The organism is Mesorhizobium sp. M0514, assembly GCF_040321145.1.
Lineage (GTDB): Bacteria > Pseudomonadota > Alphaproteobacteria > Rhizobiales > Rhizobiaceae > Mesorhizobium.
Map to the genome: position 1 here is coordinate 109,697 of NZ_JAMYQZ010000002.1, position 22,614 is coordinate 132,310.

Genomic DNA, 22,614 nt, shown 5'->3' on the forward strand with positions numbered 1-22,614 from the left:
AACGCTGCCGGCCGACAAGGGTACCTACCGCCGTCGCCCGCCGCCAAGCGCCTGCGACGAAAACCAGACGTCGCCGATGATGGCGGTGGCGGTCCGGTCCGGCGCCCTGTCTGACGTCAGCCAGATCGAACGGCTGCGCGCCGCCTTCTGGAGGTCGGGGATTTTGGCCGCCGAACCGGCCGCCGAGGCGCCGACGCAGGGGATGAACCACGAGCGCATGAAGGGGTCGCAGGCAAAGCCCTTGTCGTTGCGGGTTACCATCACGGCCAGGCCGACGCCCTGGGACGGACGCCAGGGAAAGATCATGCGGCCGCCCGCTTTCAGCGCCCGAAGCCAAGGAGCCGGCGGTGCGACGACACCGGCATTGACATAGATGATGTCGGACGGCGGCAGATCGCCGGTGACGGCATCGCCGTGGACGACGCTTACATTGCCGTAGGTTTCGAGATTCTTTGTTGCTCTGGCAGCAAGATCTGCCTCTATTTCGAAGGCGGTCACCGGGCCGGGCGCAACCAGCCGCGCCAGCAAGGCGGTGTAGTAGCCTGTGCCGGCGCCGATATGGGTGACGGCCTCGTCCGGTCTGGGGGCGATCCTGCCGATCCACATCGCGTGCAAGGAGGGTTCGCCATTGTTGATGCCCTTGTCGGCATCGAGCGCCACCAGCACGTCCTGATAGATGTGAACAGGATCGGCGCTCGGCGTCATGATCTTGCCGTTGCCGGTGGTGAGCGCCCTGCCGGCGACTACCGCCCAGGGTCCGGGACCGAGAAAGGCCTCGCGCGGAACGGTGGCGAACGCCTCTTCGAGGCGCGGATCGGCCGAGCCGGCATTGGCCGCCATCAGCTGCGCGTAAAATTTCCTGGCGTCTTCGACACTTGTCATGATGGCCGGTAAGATAGCGCAAGCCGCCGGTTTGTCGCCGTCTTGAGCAATTCCAGGAAAAGTGTGAGGCGGCTTTCCGCCCGGAATTGCGTCAAACAAGAGATAGAGCAGTTCAAGAAGAAACTCAGCCGACGCCGAAGACGGTGTCGTAGAGCAGCTTGAAGTTGAGCACCAGGATGACCGCCGCGACGACCCAGGCGAGGACCGCCACGCCGCGGGGAATGGCAAGGTTGCCCATCTTCTTCTTGTCGGAGACGAACTGCACCAGCGGGATGACTGCGAAGGGCAGCTGCATCGACAGTACCACCTGGCTGAAGACCAGCAACTGGCCGGTGCCCTTTTCGCCATAGAGCGCGGTGACGACCACCACCGGGACGATGGCGATGCCGCGCGTCAGCAGCCGGCGCGCCCATTGCGGAATGCGCAGGCGCAAAAAGCCTTCCATGACGATCTGGCCGGCAAGCGTTGCCGTAACCGTCGAGTTGAGGCCGGAGGCCAGCAGCGCCACCGCAAACAGGATCGAGGCGATGCCGAGGCCAAGCAGCGGTGACAAGAGCTCGAAGGCCTGGCCGATCTCGGCGACATCCTGATGGCCGGTGCCATGGAAGGCCACCGCCGAGACGATCAGGATCGAGGCGTTGACGAACAGCGCCAGGACGAGCGCGATGGTCGAGTCCGTCGTCGCCCATTTAATGGCGTCGCGCTTGCCTTTTTCGGTCCGTTCATAGGCGCGTGTCTGTACGATCGAGGAGTGCAGGTAGAGATTGTGCGGCATCACCGTGGCGCCGATGATGCCGATGGCGATGTAGAGCATCGCCGGATTGGTGACGATCTCCGTCGACGGCACGAACATCGAATGCAGGATCGAGCCGACCGGAGGGGCAGCGGCAAAGATCTGGATGGCGAAACAGCCGAAGATGATGATCAGAAGCGCGATGACGAAGGCTTCGAGATAGCGGAAACCCTTGTTCATCAAGAGCAGCACGATGAAGGCGTCGAGCGCCGTCAGCAACGCGCCGCCGATCAGCGGAATGCCGAACAGAAGCTGCAGCGCGATCGCCGTGCCGATCACCTCGGCGAGGTCGCAGGCGATGATGGCGAGTTCGCAGGCGATCCACAGCACGAAACTGACGGGACGCGGATAATAGGCGCGGCAGGCCTGGGCGAGGTCGCGGCCGGTGGCGATGCCAAGCCGGGCGGCAAGCGCCTGCAGCAGGATCGCCATCAGGTTGGACAGCATGATGATGAACAATAGCGTGTAGCCGAACTGGGCGCCGCCGGCGAGGTCGGTGGCCCAGTTGCCCGGATCCATATAGCCGACCGAGACCATGTAGCCCGGTCCCATGAAGGCGAACAGGCGACGGAACCAGACGCCGGACTGCGGCACCGCGATCGTGGAGTTCACCTCGCGCAGGCTGGGAGGATTGTCCTCCGGCCTGTCAAATCGCCAGGATGATCCCAAGGTAGCGTCAGCTTCGGACATGGAGGGCTTTCCACTGGGTGGATCGGTTGACGTCATCCTATCTATGCCAGGGCTCAACATTATGCAATAGGCTATATTTCATTGTATGTGCTTCCTGTTGCGCCGACCGGCAGGCCGGCAGGGGATCGCAAACGCCGGTTGCGCCTGCCATGGAATGGAAATAAACGGCTGGAACAGTTAAGCCCGTGCTATGAATGGCAAAGGGCGATTGCTTTGCCCAAAGCCGATTCTTGTCAAAAGATAGGAAGGAGCGCGTGTTGGCGCTGAAGCACAGACCGGTTGGACGCGAGGAGCCGCTGCCTGACGCCGAGATTCATTCGAAAGGGTTCCGGCAGCAGCGCGAAGCGGCGCGCTGGTCGAGGATTATGTCGAGCTGATCGCCGACCTGATCGAGGACGGCAATGAGGCGCGTCAGGTCGATATTGCTGCGCGGCTGGGTGTCGCCCAGCCGACGGTGGCCAAGATGCTGACCAGGCTGTGCGCCGACGGGCTCGTTTCCAGAAAACCCTATCGCGGTGTGTTCCTGACCGACGCCGGGCGCAAGGTGGCGGAAGAGAGCCGCATCCGCCACCAGACGGTAGAAGCGTTTTTGCGTTCGCTCGGTGTCAGCGCCGAGACGGCGCGCATCGATGCCGAGGGCATCGAGCATCATGTCAGCGCCGAGACGCTGGAAGCCTTTCGCAAGGCGATGATCGCGCCGGGCTGAGGGGTGCCGGGGCCGCACCACTGGAACCTCCGCACGTCAGGCTCGTTGCTCCTGACGTTGCGCGTGATTGTTGCGCGCCAAGGAGGAAAACATGGGCGTCGAACAGGCACCGACCGCGAAGGGCAAGCAGGCGGCCGAGGGTTTGAGGCAGGCAGCGGCAAAGGACGAACGCAAGACCGAGGTCGAAACCGGCCATGCGCTGAAAAAGGGCGCCGCGCGTTTCGAGGAACGCTCCAAAAGCTCGGACGGCAAAAGCGCCGGCACCAAGCAGAAGATCTGAGTTCTGTTCGCAAGCGGCAACCTGCCGCTCATTCCTCGGTGTCCTGCACCCAGCTGCGCGGATGGCCGTCCACGCGGAACTGGAAGATGAAATAGGGCGGAATGCAGGAGCCCTTGCCAGGCTTGGCTGCGGCCAGATCGTCGTAGCCGGCGGTGCAGATATAGTCCTCGCGGCAGGGATGCGCCTTGTCGCAGGCGCGCAGGCCGGCGGTCTTGGTGAATTCCTTGGTGCAGAATTTGTGGTCCTTGCCCGACGCGATGCAGTCGTTGAAACCGGTCTTGGCGAGGCGGCCGCAAGTCGCCTCGTCGGGAAGCTTGTCGCAGCTTGCCTTGCGCAGCATGCCCCCGGGAAAGCCACCGGTCTTCTGCTCGGGGTTGTCGTAGCGTTGGCGCGCCGCGCCATAGCCGGCGAGCTTGATTACCGGTTTCTTGTCGCGCGCCGGATCGATGGCGCAGGCTTTTGCGGTGGCCGGCGACAGGCGGCAATATTTGTCGCTGCCCCAGCTCGACATCTTGATCTCGCCGAACTCGACGGGGTCGCCGACTGCGGTGGCCGCCTCGCTGACGCAGGTGCCGAAGCCCGGATGGATGTCGCTTTCATGGACGCCGGCGCAGCGCAGGCTTTCGCCGCAGCTCCAGTCCTTGAAGCTGGCATCCTCGCCGCTGTAGCAGATCGAGCCCCAGCCATTGTAGAGATCGGTGCTTTTCAGCGCTTCGGCGAGTTTGGCGTCCGGACGGGCGGCGAAGCCGCGGGAGAAATCCGGATGGCCGCCTGTGGCGAAGTCCTCGACGATCGCGCGGCGGCGCGGCAGGTCGGCGAAGAACACCGCCGAGCCGGGGACGAAGACGGCGTTGCGGCGCGGCTCGTTGGCCGGATCGGCGCCTGTATAGTGGAAGCCGGCAATGCCGTGCGTCTGGTGGCAGCCGGTGCAGGTCATTTCGTTGAGACGCAGATTGAACCCGGCCACCGATTTCACGCTGCGCAGCGTGTTGCCCCTGGCGACATAATCCTGCAACGCCCTGTCGATGTCAGCATCATCGAGCAGCCCATAGGCGATGTTGTTTTGCGATCTGGCCATGCCGCCGGGTGCGACCGAGACGGCGCTGGTCGCCAGGAATTTGTCGTCGATGACCAGCCGGCCGCGGTCGAGATCGTAGATGTTGCGGTCGGTGAGCAGCCATTTGGCGAAGGCCGGCCGGTCGGCCAGAACCACTTTCCGGTCGATCTGGTTCTCCATCTTCGATTCCTGGAAGGTGGACGTCGTTGGGTCCCATTTGAAAATCTTGAGGAGATATTCGGCGTGGCCACCGAAGTCGCGGCGGCTCGAGGCCGACAGCCGGAGAACCTGCATGTTCAGCTCAAGCCGCATGATCTGCGACGAATTCAGCATGGCGTTGGAGAGCGGCCCTTCGTCGGAGCGCAGCCAGGCTGCCAGTTGCTCGGGCGCAAGGTTCTTCTGGCCGGCGGCGAGCCAGCGCTTGGCGATTTCGGCACAGGAAACGGCGGTGGCGCTTGGACGGTCTCTCGAAGCGCGGGGGCGAGCCTCGCCGGGCCTGGCGTTGAAGACCAGACTCATGGTCAGCGGCAGCCGCGACGAGATGCGTTGCGCTGTCTTTCCCTTCGTGGGCTTCTCCGCCACCGAATAGTGGAAGCGGTAGATCAGCCTGATCTCGCCGCATTCGGTGTGGCCGAGATAGCCGCGGTCCATGCGGTTGACGACGCCGGTCAGGTCGAGCGTCGAGCCGTCATCGTCGATGTATTTCGGGTTGAATTTCTGGCTGGTGTCCTTCGACTTGGCCATGGCCGCGACGTAAGGATCGGGGCTATTGGCAGGCTCGTCGGCGATCTCCTGCTTGACGGCGTTGCGCACAGGGGTCAGCGCGCGCACCGAAAACAGGCCGCGATTGTCGACCTCGCGCGTGAGACCCAGCGCCGGGCCGAGCAGGCGGCTGATCGACAGGCCGCCACGCTCAAGCGCTTGCAATGTCTCGGGGTCGGTCACGGCGACGCTGGAATCGAGCGTCACGGCGCGCGCCGGCGACGGGCCGAGGCATAGCACCACGGCCAGCAGCAGAAATCGACCGATCGTCCGCAAGTCCCCGACACCCCGTTCGAACCGGATGCTACAGCGCGCATGCCGCCTCGACCAGAGTGCGAACGCGATGCCGCCGCCACGAAAAATACTGTGACTTGGCGCAACCATTGCGATAATTGTCTGTTGGGTCGGACTGGGCCACGACAATCGGCCAGGCCAGCCGAAAATTTGCATACGGGGAGTTGCCATGCTCTGGAAGGGCCGCCGTCAGAGTGACAATGTCGAGGACGAGCGCAGCGACAGCGGCGGCGGTGGTGGTTTCGGCGGCGGCAGCCCTGGCCAGTTCCGCATCCCGATCGGCGGCCGCACCGGCGGCGGCGGCAGCATCCTGCTGGTCGTCCTCGTGGTGCTGGCCGGATGGTATTTCGGCTTCGACCCGTCGCAGATCCTGGGCAGCGGCGACGGCGGCGGCGTGCTGCCGGGTGGCGGTGGCCAGATTACCGACAACAGCGGCGGCCAGGACGACGGCGCCGGCACGCCTGCTTCCGACGAGATGAAGCAGTTCGTGGCGACCGTGCTGGCCGAGACCGAAGAGACCTGGACCGGCATCTTCCAGTCGCAGGGCCTGAAATACGAGGACCCGAAGCTTGTGCTGTTCAGCGGCCAGATCCGCTCGGCCTGCGGCTCCGCCTCGACGGCAGCCGGACCGTTCTATTGTCCCGGCGACCACAAGGTCTACCTCGACACCACCTTCTTCCAGCAGCTCGACCAGCAGTTCGGCGCCTCGGGGGATTTCGCCCAGGCATATGTGATCGCCCATGAAGTCGGTCACCATGTGCAGAACCTCACCGGCATCCTGCCCAAGTTCAACCAGATGCGGCAGTCGATGGGTGAGGCGGAAGCCAACCAGATGTCGGTGCGCATCGAGCTGCAGGCCGACTGCTTCGCCGGCGTTTGGGCGCATTTCACCGCGCAGAAGGGCATTCTGGAACAGGGCGACATCGAAGAGGCGCTCAACGCCGCCAAGCAGATCGGCGACGATACGCTGCAGAAGAAGATGCAGGGCTATGTCGTTCCGGAAAGCTTCAACCACGGGACGTCGCAGCAAAGGCAGACCTGGCTGGCGCGCGGCTACAAGAGCGGCAAGCTGTCGGATTGCAACACGCTGACCGGTCCGGTTTGAGGCGCTCGCAAGTTCCAGCCGACCGCGGTTCAAAGCGCATCCGTCGGCGGGCCGATTCACCACCGGCAACAGATGTCAGGAGGAGAACGCCTGAGGCGTTCTCCTATTGTTCCAAAGTGACGCCTCGCCTATAACGGGCGCCCGCCCAAGGGCGGTCCGAGGGAGCAGACGCCATCATGATCGACCCCAAAACCGCCAGGCGGGGCCTTGCGCTCGTCTTCACCACGCTGCTGCTCGACATTATCGGCTTCGGCATGATCATGCCGGTGTTGCCGGCCTTTCTCAGGGAGCTTTCCGGCGTCGGCATCAGCGAAGCGGCAATCGAGGGCGGCTGGCTGTTCTTCGTCTATGCCGCGATGCAGTTCTTCTTTGCGCCGATCATGGGCGGGTTGAGCGACCGCTTCGGGCGGCGGCCGATCCTGCTTGCCTCGGTGCTTACATTCTCGATCGACAATCTGATCTGCGCCATCGCCTGGTCCTATCCGATGCTGTTCATCGGCCGCGTGCTGGCCGGCATTTCGGGCGCCAGCTACTCGACGACGTCGGCCTTCATTGCCGACATCTCGAACGACGACAACCGGGCGAAGAATTTCGGTCTGCTCGGCATCGCCTTCGGCGTCGGCTTCGTCATTGGGCCGGTGCTGGGCGGGCTGCTCGGCACGTTCGGGCCGCGAGTGCCGTTTTACTTTGCCGCCGGGCTTGCCTTCGTGAACTTCCTCATCGCCATGTTCTTCCTGCCTGAAACGCTCGATGAAAAGCACCGCCGCCGCTTCGAGTGGAAACGCGCCAACCCGGTCGGCACGCTGCTGCAGATGCGCCAATATCAGGGCATCGGCTGGATCGGGCTCGCCTTCTTCCTGATGACGCTCGGCCACATGATGTATCCGGCGGTGTGGTCGTTCGTGTCCAATTATCGTTATGGCTGGAGCGAGCAGCAGATCGGCTTCTCGCTCGGCGCCTTCGGCCTGTGTGGGGCGATCGTCATGGCGACGGTGCTGCCGCGCGTGATCCCCAAACTTGGCGAGTGGAAGACGGCGGTGATCGGCCTGACATTTACGGCGGCCAGCGCCTTCGGCTACGCCTTCGCCTCGCAAGGCTGGATGATCTATGCGGTGATCGTCGTCGGCTGCCTGGAAGCACTGGCCGATCCGCCGCTGAGAAGCCTCGCCGCCGCCAAGGTGCCGCCATCGGCGCAAGGCGAATTGCAGGGCGCGATGACGTCGATCTTCTCGATCACCTCGATCATCACGCCGCTGCTGTACACCGCGATCTTTTCCTGGTTCACCGGGCCTAATGCGCCCGTGGTGTTTGGCGGCGCGCCCTATCTGGTTGGCGCGTGCTTCCTGACGCTTGCCGTCATTGTCTTTGTAACGAAAGTTGCGAGGCCGACGGCGGTGAAAAGCGTTGCCAACAGCGCTGCGGAAGATGGAGCCCAGATATGAGCCATGACAGCCGCATAGAGCTGACCAAGGACGGAGTGTCGCTGTCGCGGCTGGTGTTCGGCGCCTGGCGCCTGCTCGACAACGCCGCGCGCCCGGACGCCGATCAGGTCGCGCGGCTGATCGGCACCGCGGTCGATCTCGGCCTGACCAGCTTCGACCATGCCGACATTTACGGGCATTACCAGGTGGAAGCTGCCTTTGGCGCCGGCTTGTCGCGCTGGAAGGGCAAGCGCGACAGCATCGAGCTGATCTCGAAATGCGACATCATGCTGGCATCGGCCAACCGGCCTCAGAACCGGCTGAAGCATTACGACACCAGTGCCGCCCATATTGCGGCCTCGGTCGACCGTTCGCTCGCCAATCTCGGCACCGACTATCTCGACCTGTTGCTGCTGCACCGGCCGGATCCGCTGATGGATGCCGACGAGACGGCGGCGGCCCTTGCCGGGCTGGTCAAGTCGGGCGAGGTGAGAGCGGTCGGGGTCTCCAATTTCACGCCGTCGCAGTTCGACCTTCTGGCTTCGCGGCTGCCGTTTGCCTTGGCCACCAACCAGATCGAGATGTCGGTGCTGAAAACCAATGCGCTGGTGGATGGCAGCCTCGATCACGCGCAACGCCTCGGCTATGCGCCGATGATCTGGTCGCCGCTCGGCGGCGGCTTGCTGTTCACCGGCAAGGAAGGGCGCGAGGCGCGGGTCAGGGCGGCAATCGCGGCGGTGGCTGCCGAGATCGGCGCCGGCGATCTCGCCGCCGTCGCGATCGCCTGGCTGCTGCGTCATCCGGCGCGGCTGGCGCCGGTGCTGGGCACAATGAAGCCCGAGCGGCTGGCCCCCATGGTCAAGGCGCTGGAGATCGACCTCGACCGCCAGCAATGGTTCGCCATACTGGAGGCCAGCGAAGGCCGGCCGGTGGCATAAGGTTACCCAGGCGCGAACTTCGAACCCGCCATAGGTGTGTGCTTCGTCCGTTAATGCGGCGCGCAAGCGAAGCGATGAGGGGGGCTTGGGCTCAGGGGATGCCGTCGGCGCTCTCGAAGCCTTCGTCGCTTCGCGCCGTCACAAACAGACCGGTTGACCGGTTTATTCCATTGACCCAAGACAAGGGCAATCGCGCCGCGTTTGTAACTCCGGCTATTCGGAGCATCACGATCTGGGCAACGGCTAGGCGAAGACCTGTAAAATCAAACCCGTTCGGCCAGCAGTTCCTCGCCGCGCTTTTCGCGGATCAGATTGACGAAACGACGGAACAGATAGTGCGAGTCCTGCGGACCGGGCGAGGCCTCGGGGTGATGCTGGACCGAGAACACCGGACGGCCCGTGAGCGCAATACCGCAGTTGGAGCCATCGAACAGCGAGACATGGGTTTCCTCGACGCCCTCGGGCAACGAGTCGGCATCGACGGCAAAGCCGTGGTTCATCGAGACGATCTCGACCTTGCCGGTGGTATGATCCTTGACCGGGTGGTTGGCGCCGTGATGGCCCTGGTGCATCTTGGCGGTCTTGCCGCCGAGCGCCAGGGCCAGCATCTGGTGGCCGAGGCAGATGCCGAATACCGGGATGTCGGTCTTGAGCAGGTCCTGGATGACCGGCACGGCGTAGTCGCCGGTGGCTTCCGGGTCGCCGGGGCCGTTGGAGAGGAAGATGCCGTCGGGCTGCATGGCCAGGATCTCTTCCGAGCCGGTGCCGGCCGGAACCACGGTAACCTTGGCGCCGAGGCCGGAAAGCAGGCGAAGGATGTTACGCTTGACGCCGTAGTCGATGGCGACGACGTGCATCGACGGCTCGGCCTGTTCGCCAAAGCCTTCGTTCCATACCCAGGGCGTTTCACGCCAGACCGAGGACTGGCCCGAGGTGACTTCCTTGGCGAGGTCAAGCCCGATCAGGCCCGACCAGGCGGCGGCGCGCCGCTTCAAATCGTCGATGTCGAAGATGCCGTCGGGCGCGTGCGCAATGACGGCATTGGGCATGCCCTTTTCGCGGATCAGCGCGGTCAGCGCCCGGGTGTCGATGCCCGACAGCGAGACGATGCCGCGCTTCTTGAGCCACTGGTCCAGCCCGGTGTCGGCGCGGTAGTTGGACGGGTTGGTGACATCGGCCTTGAACACCGCGCCAACGGCGCCTGCACGGGCGACCGGGTTCAAGTCCTCGATGTCCTCGTCATTGGTGCCGATGTTGCCGATATGCGGGAAGGTGAAGGTGACGATCTGGCCGGCATAGGACGGGTCGGTGAGAATTTCCTGGTAGCCGGTGAGCGCGGTGTTGAAGCAGACTTCGGCAACGGCGGAACCGGTGGCGCCGAGGCCGCGACCCTCGATGACGGTGCCGTCGGCCAGCACCAGGACGGCGGTCGGCTTTTCGGTTGCCCAAGGCGGGGTCAGTTCGGGGGTCATCTCGGCCATGGCGACGCTCCTGTCACGCTGCGCGCTTCGATGGCGGGCCATCTGCGCAGCAAACGGCGCGGCCGATCTCTCGAGCCTGCGCGCATCAATTCTTTGTCTTATGCAAGGCCGAGTACATAGGGGAAGGCGCCAGAGCGGTCAATGATGCCGTGCCAAAACGGCGAGCATTTGTTTCGTCGAACGATATCAGGGCTTTGGCGCGTTTGCTTTGCGGATGGGCCGCGGTTATTGTCCGCGCCGTTCGAAGGAGAAAGCATCATGCGCGCAAAAATCGCCGAATCCCTGAAAAGCGCGATGAAGGCGCAGGACAAGCACCGGCTGCCGACGCTCAGGCTGATCCAGGCCGCCATCCACGACCGCGACATTGCCAATCGCGGTTCGGCCAAGGAACCCGCCAGCGATGAGGAAATCCTGCAGATCCTGGCCAAGATGGTGAAGCAGCGCGAGGAATCGGCCAAGGCCTTCGAAGATGGCAAGCGGCCGGAACTGGCCGCGCAGGAGCGCGGCGAGATGGAGATCATCCGCGGCTTCCTGCCGACGCAGCTGGACGAGGCGGCGGTGACTGCGGCGGCGCGTGAAGCGATCGCCGCGACCGGTGCGACCAGCCAGAAGGACATGGGCAAGGTGATCGCTGTGCTGAAGCAGAAATATGCCGGCCAGATGGATTTCGGCAAGGCGAGCGGCATCGTCAAGGGACTGTTGCAGTAGGGCCTGCTGCAGTAGGGCTGTCCGTCGCTACCTCCGGCTGGCGGGCCGGACACCAAGTCGTCTGTCGTCATGATCGAAATCGTCAAACCCGCGCTTGAACATCTGCCGTCCTACAAGGCTGCGCTCGAGCGTGGCTGGTCGCCGGACAATGTGCGGCTTGAAGAGGCAACGCGCGAGCAGCTTGCGGCGATCGAGGAAGATCCGGCGGGGTTTCTCGCCGGCCTCGACGATCCCGAAGGCAAGGGGCCGCCGATCACTTTGCCGGACGGCACGACAGTGCCGCGCCTGCCCGGCTTCCGGCGCTGGATCTGGGACGGCGAGGCCGCCGGCTCGATCGGCTTTCGCTGGCAGCCCGGAACGTCGGCGCTGCCGTCGCATGTGCTCGGCCATATCGGTTATGCGGTGGTGCCCTGGAAGCGGCGACGCGGCTATGCGACGGAAGCGCTGCGGCTGATGCTGGATGAGGCGAGGGCGGTCGGCTTGCCCTATGTCGAGCTCACCACCGACCTCGACAATCCGGCCTCGCAGAAGGTGGTGCTGGCCAATGGCGGCCGTGTGGTCGGTCCGTTCATCAAGGACGCCGCGTATGGCGGCGCCGAGAGCTTGCTGTTCCGGATCGATCTTTAGACTGACGCTATTCCGCTGCCGCCGGCAGCGGCGGCGCTGCACGGCTGCGCCCCTCCCAGACATAGGACGCAATTGCCACCACCACCGCGACCAGCATGGCGGCAGCGCCCACAACCGGCAGGCTGCGATAGCCATAGCCGGCATTGAGCATGGCAGCGCCCAGCGATGCGGCGAGCGCGATGCCGACATTGAAGCCGGACGGGATGAGTGAGGAGGCGAGGTTGGAGGCGTCGGCCGTCCAGGCCAGGATACGGGTCTGGATCGGCGTGCCGATGGCGAAGTTGAGGCCGCCCCAGAGGAAAATCGCAACGACCATCGGTAGCGGGTAGGGGCTGACTACATAGATCACGCCGAGCATCGCTGCCTGCAGGGCAAGCATGGTGATCAGCGACGGCATCAGCTTCCAGTCGGAGAGCTTGCCGCCGAGGAAGACGCCGATCGTGGCGCCGACGCCGTTGAGCAGCAGCACCCAGGGGATCAGGCTCTCATCGAGGTGGGTCACCTCAAGCAGTGTCGGGGTGATGTAGGTGAACAGGCCGAACTGGCCGATCATCAGCATCAGCATCAGGATGAGCGAGGTCCAGACCTGCTGGCGCGCCAGCACGCGCACCTCATGGCCAAGGTTAGCTGGCGGGCTCGATGCGCCCGTTTTGCGCGGCAGGAGGGCGGCCATGGCGGCAAAAGCCACCACGCCAAGCGCGCACATCACCCAGAAGGTGGCGCGCCAGCCCCAGAGATTGCCGATCGCGGTACCCGCCGGCACGCCGATGACATTGGAGACGGTGAGGCCGGAGAGAATGACTGCGACAGCCATGCCGCGCTTGTCCTCGGGCACAAGGCCGACGGCAACCACCATGGCGACGCCGAAATAGGCGCCATGGGCAATGGCCACAGCGATGCGCAGAAGCAGCATTGAAGTGAAATCGGGCGCCAGCGCGCAGGCTGCCTGGCCGATGGTGAAGGCGACGGTTAGGCCAAGCAGCAGGGTTTTTCGGGAAATGCCCTTGGTGGCGAGCGCCAGCAATGGCCCGCCGACGGCAATGCCGCCGGCATAGCCGGAGACGAGATAGCCGGAGGTCGGGATCGAGACGCCGAGGCCGTCGGCCACCTGCGGCAATACACCGGCGATGACGAATTCGGTGGTGCCGAAAGCGAAGGCGGCAATGAACAGGGCAATGAGCGGAAGCATGGCGCGGAAGCGATCCTTGGATGAGTTGGCCTCAAATCATGGATGGCGCTTGCCGGCAATGCAGAAATTGTCGACGCCGCTTTAGCTTTTCTTGAGAGGGTTCATTCCGACCGGGCAGCCGCTGCGCGTACGCGGTGTTCTTTCTGCCGTAGGGGATTTTCAGCCACGCCCGCTCATGAACGTAATACAGCAAAGATTTGGTGACGACCTCCGTGGCGCCGATGGCGGCGGCAAGCTTGATGCTGCCGGTGATGACGAGCGAGATGATCATCGTGTCGATGGTGCCTGTGGCGCGCCAAGAAAGCGCCTTGGCGAAGCTGCGCGAATGAGTGTCCATCGATTTTCCTCCCGGTGGCCTGGCCGATGCTTAGCTGACGGAAGGCTGAAGGCGCAAAGGCTAATTTTGCCGCAGCAGGCGCTTGTTCGGGCTCAGCTCGCCTTCAACCTGGAGCCGCCGAGCAGGCCGCGCTCTTCCAGCACCGGGTAGGCCATCGACGCGAGCAGCGAGTTGATCTGCTTCAGGTCGCGGATGGTGTCGAGGTGGATGGAACTTGTCTCGACGCTCTTGGCGGTGCCGTCGCGCAGGCGCACGAAATGGCTGGCGCTGGTTTCCTTTTCGCGGTCGCGCAGCCGGTCCTTTTCCAGCACCAACTGGCGGGCGGTCTCAGGGTCGCGCGACACCAGCACGTTGAAAGCAAGCCTGGCATTGGCCAGCACCGAGGTGTGAAAGGCGAGCAGCTCGCTCCAGCCCTCGGGCGTGAACTCCAGCCCGCGCTCGAACTTCTTCTTCACATGCACCAGCATGTTGCGCACGATGATGTCGCCGACCTGCTCGAGCTTGACGCAGGCGCCTATCAGCTCCTGGCAGCGCAGCGCCTCGCCCTCTGTGAGCGAGTTCCTGGTCAATTTGGCCAGATAGAGCTTGATCGCCGCGTGCTTCCTGTCGACGCGGTCGTCAAGGGCGGCCAGCGCCTGGATCTTGTCGCCGTCGGCGCTTTCATACAGCTCGATGATGCGCTTGAGCATGATCTCGACCGTCTCGCAGACGCGCACCACCTCGCGGGTGGCGTTGGCCAGCGCCTGGCTCGGAACGTCGAGCGCGCCGTCGTTGAGGGCGGACAGTTCGACCACATCGAGCTCTGTAGCCAGCGCCGGCTTGGTGCCCATTGCGACGATCTTCTCAGAGGCACGATAGATCAGGCTGGCAAGCGGCAGGCCGGCGAGCAGGATCAGCACATTGAACAGTATGTGGGCGTTGACGATCTGGTCGGGCACGGTGGCGCCGAGGAAGGCGACCGGCGGCTTCAGCGTCATGAACAGGATCAGCATCACCAGCGAGCCCATGCCGCGCATCAACAGATTGCCGATCGGCACGACGCGCACGCCAGGTTCAGCACTTCGGGTGAGCAGCGGCGCAATGATCGACGAGCCGAGATTGACGCCGAGCACAAGCACGACGCCGAGTTCGGGCGGGATGAAGCCGCGGCCGGCCAGCGTCACCATCAAAAGCACGGCGGCGATCGAGGAGTGGAAGAGCCAGGTAACGAGCGCGGCGAGCAGATAGGCGGTGACGTAGTCGCTGGAGAAATATTCGATGATGAGCGGCATCAGCGTGCTCTGCCGCAGCGGCTCCGAGGCCTGGCCGATCATCTCCAGCGACAGTACCAGAAGGCCGATGCCGACCAGGATGCGGCCGAACTGGCGCCAGTCGCGCCGCTCAGTGGCCATGAACATGACCGTGCCGGCGACGAGGCAGATCGGCACCAGCAGCGTCAGATCGAAGGTCAAGAGCTTGACCACCAGCGCCGAGCCGATCTCGGCGCCGCGCACCGCCAATTGGCCCGACATGCCCGAGACGATGCCGGCGCCGGCGAAGGAGCCGACGAGAAGCGTGACGGCGGTTGAGCTCTGCAGTGCGATCGACAGGCCGCAGCCAGCCAGCACCGCCATGATCGGATTGCGCATGGTGGAGCGCAACCGGTGACGCAGCACGTCGCCATAGGCGCGCTCGACGCCTGTCTTGACCATGCGGGTGGCAAATAGCATCAGCGCCACCGCGCCCGCCAGATGCAGCAGGACGACGGAGCCGCTCATTTCGAAACCCGCACGCAGACAAGGACCGCGACGCGGAGGGCGCGCAGTGCAGGGAGGAAAACGGGGCAGCGAATCATGGTCATGACAGTCTTGAACAATATCCGGAATATTTTAGCCGGGTAATAAAATCTTGTCGATTTCAAGAGCCGTCGCGGCGCGACAGGGCGTGTCGAAAAATGGACGGATGCGCAAATGGTTGCATGCCGGATCCCTGGTGATGGCAGCGGATCGTCCCGGTTTGCCGGACTCCCGGCAATCGCCTTTGCGATGATGTTCAAATATCCAGAATAAGCACAGGATTTCATTACGTAAATGTAATGCTAGTGTTCAGTTTCGGTTCATCCTTCGGGCGCTATTCCCTAGGCATCGACAACCAAGGAGCCCCGCTATGAAACGTATTGTTCTTTCCGCCCTCGCTTTCTCGATGCTGGCCGCCACTTCGCTTACCGGCCAGGCCGCACCGGTGAACGCACCGGTCGCACCGTAGTCGAATTACACGCAGGTCGACTGGCAGAGGCCCGGCAAGCATGTCGATATCAGGAAGCGCGTCGTGAAGAAGACGGTGGTCGTCAAGCGCAGCCATTGGCGCAATGGCCAGAAATATTCCAGCTGGAAGCGGCACCAGCCGATCCGCGATTATGGCCGCTATGGCCTGCATCGCCCCGGCCGCGGCCAGGAATGGATCCGCGTCGGCAACGACTATGTGCTGGTCAGCGTCCTGTCCGGCATCATCTTCGGCGCCATTGCCGCGCATTAAGCCCGGCCTCGCCGGCGCAATGCAGAGACTTGAAAGGAGGCGGCCCGAAACGGCCGCCTTTCTTTTGGCTGTAGAAATCGGGCTTTTTGGCTGTGGAAACCGGGTATGGTCCGCAATAAGGGTCGTCGGATTCCGCGAGCATGATTATATGAGGGACAAACGAGTTCCCCCATGCGCTTTCCGCCCGCCTTTCTCGATGAGATACGCGACCGTGTGCCGATTTCATCGGTCATCGGCCAGCGCGTCGCATGGGACAGGAAGAAGACCAACGCCTCGCGCGGCGACTATTGGGCCTGTTGTCCGTTCCATGGCGAAAAGAGCCCCTCCTTCCACTGCGAGGACAAGAAGGGCCGCTATCACTGTTTCGGCTGTTCGGTGTCGGGCGATCATTTCAAGTTCCTGACCGAGCTCGACGGATTAAGCTTTCCCGAAGCGGTCGAGAAGATCGCCGACATGGCCGGCGTGCCGATGCCGGTGCGCGACGAGCGGGAAGAACAGCGTGAGAAGGAACGCGCCAGTCTGACCGACGTCATGGAGATGGCGACTGCCTTCTTCCAGGAGCGGCTGCAAGGACCGGAGGGTGCAAAAGCCCGCGCCTATCTCAGGGATCGCGGGCTGACGCCGGCGACGCAGCAATCGTTCCGGCTGGGCTTTGCGCCCGACAGCCGCAATGCGCTGAAGGAACATCTTGCCGCCAAGGGTGTGCCCAAGGCCGACATCGAGGCCTGCGGGCTGGTGCGTCATGGCGACGACATCCCGGTCTCCTATGACTGGTTCCGCGATCGCATCATGTTCCCGATCCCGGATTCTCGCGGCAAGATCATCGCCTTCGGCGGCCGCGCACTGGCACCCGATGCGCTGGCCAAATACATGAATTCGCCCGACACAGAGCTCTTCCACAAGGGCAACGTGCTCTACAATTTCGCCCGCGCCCGCAAAGCGCTGGCGAAAGGCGGCACGGTGATTGCCGTCGAAGGCTATATGGACGTGATCGCGCTGGCGCAGGCCGGCTTCGAGAATGCCGTGGCGCCGCTCGGCACCGCGCTCACCGAAAACCAGCTCGAACTTCTGTGGCGCATGGCGCCTGAGCCGATGCTGTGCTTCGACGGCGACCAGGCCGGGCTGAAGGCGGCGTGGCGGGCCGCGGATCTCGCGCTGCCGTCGGTGCAGGCCGGGCGGTCGGTGCGCTTTGCGCTGTTGCCGGAGGGCAAGGATCCCGACGATCTGGTCAAGGCAGAAGGGCCGGACGCGTTTCGTGCCGTGCTGGCGGAAGCGCGGCCTCTCGCTGATTTGTTGTGGATGCGTGAGACATCCGGTGGCGTCTTCGACACGCCGGAGCGGCGGGCGGGGCTGACAAAGACGCTGCGCGAACTGACCAGCCGCATCCGCGATGAGAGCCAGCGCTACCACTACCAGCAGTGGATGCGCGAGCGGGAGCTGACCTTCTTCAGCGCCCAGCGCGAAGTGCGGCAAGGTCGCCAGGACTGGAAACCGGGGCAGGGCAAAACGCCCGCACCCGGCGGACAGTTCGCCAAAGGCAGCGGGGCAGGCGCGCGCGCCGCGATCACAGAAAGCCTCGGCCGCTCCGCCATGGTCAAGCGCGGTGGCGAGATGATGTCGGTGCGCGAGGCGACGATCATCGTAGCTCTCGTCAACCATCCGGCGCTGATCGACGAGAACTTCGCCCATGTCGAGTTCCTCGATCTCGCCAACACCGATCTGCAGCGGCTGCACGCCGCCATCCTCGATGCGATGGCGCACGACATGGCCAATGACCGTAGCGCGGTGATCGCCACCATCGAACGTGCCGGCTGCAGCGATATCTGGGGGCGCGCCGTGGCGCTCATCCAACGGGCCAGGCAATGGCCCGCGCTGGAAACCGCAGCGCTTGACGATGCCCGCGACGCCTTCAACCAGGCGCTGCACTTGCAGCGCAGCGCGCGCACCTTACATAAGGAGCTGAAACAGGCGGAAGCAGCGCTCGCCAGCGATCCCACTGACGAAAACTACCGGCACCTCATCGACATTCAGGCGCAATTCCGTGATGTACAAGCAACGGAAGCGCTGATCGAAGGGTTCGGTGTATCCTCAGGCAGGGGTGGGCGCGTCTAGGTCGAAACCTGCGCAAGAATGAATGTTGTACGTGCTGCGCGTCGAATCGACGCCTCTAAGTCGGGTAATTGATTCGCTTTTTTGATGCGAATCATGCGAGAGGCGCTTGACCTTCTGGCAGAATGACGGAATCAGGACGATTCGAAACTTTAACCCGCGCCGGCGTCGATGGAAATGCACTGACGCGAGGTGCTGATCACTGGACAGGCTGTCAGCCTGCCACAGATATCAGGGTTAATCTGGACTTAATGCATATCGCCCAAAAGTGAAAACCGGTTTTGGGGGCACGATATGAACAAACAAAAGAGTTGATTCGGTTACCGGCCCGGTTAAGCGCCACCAGCGCATGTAGTTTGACCGGTGCGGCAGCTACGCGGCTTCGATGCTCGGCCGCTAGGAGAAGATAAAGACTATGGCGACAAAGGAAAAGGAAGAGGTCGAGACCGAACGTGAAGGCGCCACCGATGGGCCTCTGCTCGACCTTTCCGATGATGCTGTCAAGAAGATGATCAAGGCCGCCAAGAAGCGCGGCTATGTGACTCTCGACGAACTGAACGCGGTGCTGCCGTCGGAAGAGACCGATCCGGATCGCATCGAAGACATCAATGCGATGCTGTCCGACATGGGCATCAACGTGGTCGAGGACGACGATCAGAGCGAGGAGCCCGAGGCCGCCGACAGCAATGCCGACGCCGAGGAAGACGCCAACGAGCTGGCCGAGCAGACCGGCACCGCCGTCGCCGCCACGACCACCAAGAAAGAGCCGACCGACCGCACCGACGACCCGGTGCGCATGTATCTGCGCGAGATGGGCTCGGTCGAGCTCCTGTCGCGCGAGGGCGAAATCGCGATCGCCAAGCGCATCGAGGCCGGCCGCGAGACGATGATTGCGGGCCTCTGCGAAAGCCCGCTGACCTTCCAGGCCATCATCATCTGGCGTGACGAGCTCAACGAATCCAAGATACTGCTGCGCGAGATCATCGACCTCGAAGCCACCTATGCCGGCCCCGAAGCCAAGCAGGCGCCGGTGGTCGAGCGCATCGAGGAGGCGCCCAAGGCCGAGGACAAGCCGAGGCGTGGACGCGACGAGGAAGACGACATCACCAATGTCGGCGCCGACACGCGCGGCCTGGTCGATGACGACGAGGAAGACGAGGACGAGGCGAGCCTGTCGCTGGCCGCGATGGAAGCGGAACTGCGCCCGCAGGTGATGGAGACGCTCGACGTCATCGCCGACACCTACAAGAAGCTGCGCAAGCTGCAGGACCAGCAGGTCGAGAACCGTCTGGCCGCGACCGGCACGCTGTCGCCAAGCCAGGACCGCCGCCTGAAGGAGCTGAAGGACCAGCTGATCAAGGCGGTGAAGTCGCTGTCGCTCAACACGGCGCGCATCGAGGCGCTGGTCGAGCAGCTTTACGACATCAACAAGCGCCTGGTGCAGAACGAAGGCAAGCTGCTGCGCCTGGCCGAAAGCTATGGCGTGCGCCGCGAGGAGTTCCTCAAGGAATATCAGGGCTCCGAGCTCGACCCGAACTGGACGCGCTCGATCGGCAACCTGACCTCGCGCGGCTGGAAGGAATTCACCAAGAACGAGAAGGACGCGATCAAGGATCTGCGTTCGGAAATCCAGAACCTCGCCACCGAGACGGCGATCTCGATCCTGGAATTCCGCAAGATCGTCAACCAGGTGCAGAAGGGCGAGCGGGAAGCCGCGATCGCCAAGAAGGAAATGGTCGAGGCCAATCTGCGCCTCGTCATCTCCATCGCCAAGAAGTATACCAATCGCGGCCTGCAGTTCCTCGACCTGATCCAGGAAGGCAATATCGGCTTGATGAAGGCGGTCGACAAATTCGAATACCGCCGCGGCTACAAGTTCTCGACCTATGCGACATGGTGGATCCGGCAGGCGATCACGCGTTCGATCGCAGACCAGGCGCGCACCATCCGCATCCCGGTGCACATGATCGAAACGATCAACAAGATCGTGCGCACGTCGCGCCAGATGCTGCATGAAATCGGCCGCGAGCCGACGCCGGAGGAACTGGCAGAAAAGCTCGCAATGCCGCTCGAAAAAGTGCGCAAGGTCTTGAAGATCGCCAAGGAGCCGATCTCGCTCGAAACCCCTGTGGGTGACGAAGAGGATTCGCATCTGGGCGATTTCATCGAGGACAAGATGGCGATCCTGCCGATCGATGCGGCGATCCAAGCCAATCTGCGCGAGACCACCACGCGGGTGCTCGCCTCGCTGACGCCGCGCGAGGAGCGGGTGCTGCGCATGCGCTTCGGCATCGGCATGAACACCGACCACACGCTGGAAGAAGTCGGCCAGCAGTTCTCGGTGACGCGCGAGCGTATCCGCCAGATCGAAGCCAAGGCGCTGCGCAAGCTCAAGCACCCGAGCCGGAGCCGCAAGCTGAGGAGCTTCCTCGACAGCTGATACCGGCAACAGACCAGCATTCGAAAAGGGCGCCGATGGCGCCCTTTTTGTTGCCGGGTGAAGGCTCTTGGCGCCCATCTCCGTCGGGAGGATACTTGCCTGGTCGGATGCATGTTCTGGGCGAAAAACCGGATGTCCGCCCCGGCTGATGTCCTCAGCCGTGCTCCGTGGCGCCGGAGGGAGGTGTGTGATGACAACCTACATCCTGCTGATGAACTGGACGGAACAGGGCGCCAGAAATATCCGAGAGTCGCCGAAGCGGCTCGATGCCGCCAAGAAGCAACTGGCCGACATGGGCGGCTCGTTCAAGGCGTTTTACCTGACTATGGGCGAATATGACATGGTGGCGATTATCGAGGCGCCCGACGATGCTGTGCTTGCTCGTTTCGCCCTGATGCTGGCAACGGGTGGCAGCGTCAAGACGCGAACGCTCAAGGCTTTCCCGGAATTTGCCTATCGCGAGATCGTCACTTCGCTTGGATAGCGCTGGGCGCGGGTCCGTGCGGCTCGGCGTCATGTTGCGGGGCCGTGCCGTCAGGGTGATAGTCGCGCCATGTCCAAGCCTGCGCTGACCGTCTGGTACAACACACGCTGCCCGGTTTGCGATGGCGGCATCACCCGGCAGAAACGGCGGCTGATCGAGGCGATCAAGGCCGGGCGGATCGAATTCCGCGACATCAACCTCGAACCGGCGGCGCTCTCTTGCTACAGCGCCTCGCTGGAGGACATACGCCGCCGGCTGCATGCCACCGATGCCGAAGGCAGGCTGCTGGTCGGCGCCGATGTCGCGGTTGCCGTCTGGCGGGCGACGCCGGGCGAGGGCTGGCTGGCGACGCTCTTCGGTAATCCGGTCGCGCTGCCGCTGACGCGCTTGGGCTATGATCGTTTCGCCGATCTTCTCTATGCCAGGAACCGGCGCAAGGGCCGCTGGTAGCGAGGCAAGGCCCGAAGATATCTGCGGGCCTTACCGTCATGGGCGTTACCGGGACGCCGGCTCGCAAAGCCAGCCGACAATGCGGCGCACCGCCGGCAGCACCATGAGCAACGTTGGGAACGCTACCAGCCAGGACAGGCCCCAGGCAGTGAGCCAGACAGCCGGCAAATCAGGTTGCAGTCCAAGGCTTTTCAGCGTCGATATGAACGAGACGATGAAGGTCATCAGCAGCGACAGCACCAGCGGGCTGACGATTGCGGCATAGCGCGCCGGCAGCTTGCCGCGCTTACGGGTCGTGGTCATTTTTGGATTTTCCTGAAACATCCGGTCCGTCGCATTTGGCATCCATTGCGCCGGGTTTCCGGCGGAACTGCCCCGAAAGACCGGGGTGGATGCGTTGCTTGACGTCAGACGCTTACGGAGAGGTTTTGGCCCTCACGCGCTTTCTAGCTGCCGGCGGCGGCGAAATCAACCTTCTGGCGCCGCCTTTAGATACATCGTAAGATATATCTTGATTCGTCGGCGGGGTAAGCCTAATTAACATGTATCGTAAGATATAACTCAAGGAGCAATTCATGCACAGACATCATCCCTTTGGCGAGCGCGCCGAGCGCGCATTCCTGCACATGGCAGGCAAATTTGGTGGAAGAGGGGGCGGCGGCTTTGGTCCGTTCGGCCACGGCGGACGTGGCGGTGGACGCGGCGGCCCGGGCGACATGTTTCGCGCCGGGCGCATGCTGGCCGACGGCGATCTCAAGCTGATCACGCTGTCGCTGCTGGCCGAGGCGCCTCGCCACGGCTACGATATCATCAAGGCGCTGGAAGAGCGCACCAGCGGCATCTACAGCCCGAGCCCGGGCGTCGTCTATCCGACGCTGACCTTCCTGGAAGAGGCCGGCTATGCGGCTTCAGCCGCCGACGGCAACAAGAAGGTGTTTTCGATCACCGAGGCGGGCCAGGCGCATCTCGCCGAGAACCGCGAGATGATCGACGGCGTGCTCGAGCATCTTGAGCGCTTCGGCCGCAAGATGGCGAAAGCGCGGGACTGGTTCGGCTGGAACGACGACGGCGAGGAAGGCGGACGGCGTGGTGGTCGCTCGGAAGCCCGCGACGAGTTCCGCGCCGTGCGCCACCGGCTGCGTGCCGCGCTCGGCGATCTCGTCGACGCGCCGGCTGAAAAGCAGGCCGAGGCGATTGCAGTCCTGGAAGCCGCCGCTGAAGCCCTGGAAGCGCTATCGCGCGGTTGACCCCTGGCGAGAACGCTTGCCCGTTCTACTTAGGAACGGTACTGAAAATCATCCTGTACCGCGAGATGTGGTGCAGGATGATTGCCGTTGGAGGAAGCCC

19 protein-coding genes and 2 pseudogenes are annotated in these 22,614 nt (G+C 63.5%); 13 read left to right on the forward strand and 8 right to left on the reverse strand.

Annotated features, from left to right (window positions below):
• Nucleotides 1-24: 24 nt before the first annotated feature.
• Both NKI61_RS01435 and NKI61_RS01440 read right to left on the reverse strand, forming a co-directional pair.
• Nucleotides 25-882 carry a protein-L-isoaspartate O-methyltransferase family protein gene (locus NKI61_RS01435; RefSeq protein ID WP_023733300.1) on the reverse strand — a complete coding sequence of 286 codons (858 nt, stop codon included), beginning with the start codon at nt 880-882 and terminating at the stop codon, nt 25-27.
• A gap of 124 nt (nt 883-1,006) precedes the next feature.
• Complete coding sequence (locus NKI61_RS01440) at nt 1,007-2,365, reverse strand: Nramp family divalent metal transporter (protein ID WP_023672432.1); 1,359 nt, start codon at nt 2,363-2,365, stop codon at nt 1,007-1,009.
• Nucleotides 2,366-2,622: 257 nt separating this feature from the next.
• On the opposite strand from NKI61_RS01440, the pseudogene mntR reads away from it, so the two are divergent.
• Both mntR and NKI61_RS01450 read left to right on the forward strand, forming a co-directional pair.
• Nucleotides 2,623-3,071, forward strand: a pseudogene (mntR, locus tag NKI61_RS01445) (manganese-binding transcriptional regulator MntR).
• A gap of 91 nt (nt 3,072-3,162) precedes the next feature.
• Nucleotides 3,163-3,351, forward strand: a complete 189-nt coding sequence (locus NKI61_RS01450; RefSeq protein WP_023672434.1) for a hypothetical protein — start codon at nt 3,163-3,165, stop codon at nt 3,349-3,351.
• A 28-nt stretch (nt 3,352-3,379) separates the two neighbouring features.
• Here the strand turns inward: NKI61_RS01450 and NKI61_RS01455 are convergent, their stop codons facing one another.
• Complete coding sequence (locus tag NKI61_RS01455; protein WP_352838696.1) at nt 3,380-5,446, reverse strand: hypothetical protein; 2,067 nt, start codon at nt 5,444-5,446, stop codon at nt 3,380-3,382.
• Between the two features lie 187 nt (nt 5,447-5,633).
• Here NKI61_RS01455 and ypfJ point away from each other — a divergent pair, with 187 nt between their 5' ends.
• The 3 genes from ypfJ (at nt 5,634) to NKI61_RS01470 (ending at nt 8,928) form a co-directional block, all read left to right on the forward strand.
• On the forward strand, nt 5,634-6,569 hold the full coding sequence (gene ypfJ / locus NKI61_RS01460) for a KPN_02809 family neutral zinc metallopeptidase (protein ID WP_023672436.1): 936 nt from the start codon (nt 5,634-5,636) through the stop codon (nt 6,567-6,569).
• A gap of 176 nt (nt 6,570-6,745) precedes the next feature.
• A complete protein-coding gene (locus NKI61_RS01465; protein WP_023740196.1) occupies nt 6,746-8,011 on the forward strand; it encodes a TCR/Tet family MFS transporter in 1,266 nt (421 codons plus the stop codon).
• Nucleotides 8,008-8,928, forward strand: coding sequence for an aldo/keto reductase (locus NKI61_RS01470; RefSeq protein WP_352838697.1), 921 nt, complete (start codon nt 8,008-8,010; stop codon nt 8,926-8,928). The genes NKI61_RS01465 and NKI61_RS01470 overlap by 4 nt, the downstream gene beginning before the upstream one ends.
• Before the next feature lie 263 nt (nt 8,929-9,191).
• On the opposite strand, the gene carA is transcribed toward NKI61_RS01470, so the two are convergent.
• On the reverse strand, nt 9,192-10,409 hold the full coding sequence (gene carA / locus NKI61_RS01475; protein WP_352838698.1) for a glutamine-hydrolyzing carbamoyl-phosphate synthase small subunit: 1,218 nt from the start codon (nt 10,407-10,409) through the stop codon (nt 9,192-9,194).
• A 258-nt stretch (nt 10,410-10,667) separates the two neighbouring features.
• Between carA and NKI61_RS01480 the strand changes: the two genes are divergently transcribed.
• Entirely contained in the window at nt 10,668-11,117 is a 450-nt protein-coding gene (locus NKI61_RS01480; protein WP_352838699.1) for a GatB/YqeY domain-containing protein, read from the forward strand.
• A 69-nt stretch (nt 11,118-11,186) separates the two neighbouring features.
• Nucleotides 11,187-11,744: a GNAT family N-acetyltransferase gene (locus NKI61_RS01485; protein ID WP_352838700.1), complete on the forward strand. Its 558-nt coding sequence runs from the start codon at nt 11,187-11,189 to the stop codon at nt 11,742-11,744.
• 7 nt (nt 11,745-11,751) lie between these two features.
• Here the strand turns inward: NKI61_RS01485 and NKI61_RS01490 are convergent, their stop codons facing one another.
• The 3 genes from NKI61_RS01490 to NKI61_RS01500 form a co-directional block, all read right to left on the reverse strand.
• The gene (locus NKI61_RS01490) at nt 11,752-12,933 is read right to left on the reverse strand and encodes an MFS transporter (protein WP_352838701.1); all 1,182 of its coding nucleotides are present in this window, start codon (nt 12,931-12,933) and stop codon (nt 11,752-11,754) included.
• Between the two features lie 31 nt (nt 12,934-12,964).
• A complete protein-coding gene (locus NKI61_RS01495) occupies nt 12,965-13,270 on the reverse strand; it encodes a DUF2061 domain-containing protein (protein ID WP_352838702.1) in 306 nt (101 codons plus the stop codon).
• A gap of 92 nt (nt 13,271-13,362) precedes the next feature.
• Entirely contained in the window at nt 13,363-15,027 is a 1,665-nt protein-coding gene (locus NKI61_RS01500) for a Na/Pi cotransporter family protein (RefSeq protein WP_352838703.1), read from the reverse strand.
• 388 nt (nt 15,028-15,415) lie between these two features.
• Between NKI61_RS01500 and NKI61_RS01505 the strand changes: the two are divergent.
• The 5 genes and pseudogenes from NKI61_RS01505 (at nt 15,416) to NKI61_RS01525 (ending at nt 21,267) form a co-directional block, all read left to right on the forward strand.
• A pseudogene (locus tag NKI61_RS01505) lies at nt 15,416-15,784 on the forward strand (RcnB family protein).
• Nucleotides 15,785-15,955: 171 nt separating this feature from the next.
• On the forward strand, nt 15,956-17,896 hold the full coding sequence (dnaG, locus tag NKI61_RS01510; protein ID WP_352838704.1) for a DNA primase: 1,941 nt from the start codon (nt 15,956-15,958) through the stop codon (nt 17,894-17,896).
• A 412-nt stretch (nt 17,897-18,308) separates the two neighbouring features.
• Nucleotides 18,309-20,333 (forward strand): RNA polymerase sigma factor RpoD, encoded by a 2,025-nt coding sequence (gene rpoD / locus NKI61_RS01515; protein ID WP_023672446.1) that lies wholly within the window; start codon nt 18,309-18,311, stop codon nt 20,331-20,333.
• A gap of 190 nt (nt 20,334-20,523) precedes the next feature.
• A complete protein-coding gene (locus NKI61_RS01520; RefSeq protein ID WP_023672447.1) occupies nt 20,524-20,817 on the forward strand; it encodes a GYD domain-containing protein in 294 nt (97 codons plus the stop codon).
• Nucleotides 20,818-20,886: 69 nt separating this feature from the next.
• Nucleotides 20,887-21,267 carry a thiol-disulfide oxidoreductase DCC family protein gene (locus tag NKI61_RS01525; RefSeq protein WP_352838705.1) on the forward strand — a complete coding sequence of 127 codons (381 nt, stop codon included), beginning with the start codon at nt 20,887-20,889 and terminating at the stop codon, nt 21,265-21,267.
• 45 nt (nt 21,268-21,312) lie between these two features.
• Here the strand turns inward: NKI61_RS01525 and NKI61_RS01530 are convergent, their stop codons facing one another.
• Entirely contained in the window at nt 21,313-21,570 is a 258-nt protein-coding gene (locus NKI61_RS01530) for a DUF2798 domain-containing protein (RefSeq protein WP_023672449.1), read from the reverse strand.
• Between the two features lie 272 nt (nt 21,571-21,842).
• Here NKI61_RS01530 and NKI61_RS01535 point away from each other — a divergent pair, with 272 nt between their 5' ends.
• Nucleotides 21,843-22,514, forward strand: a complete 672-nt coding sequence (locus tag NKI61_RS01535; RefSeq protein WP_352838706.1) for a PadR family transcriptional regulator — start codon at nt 21,843-21,845, stop codon at nt 22,512-22,514.
• Nucleotides 22,515-22,614 lie beyond the last annotated feature (100 nt).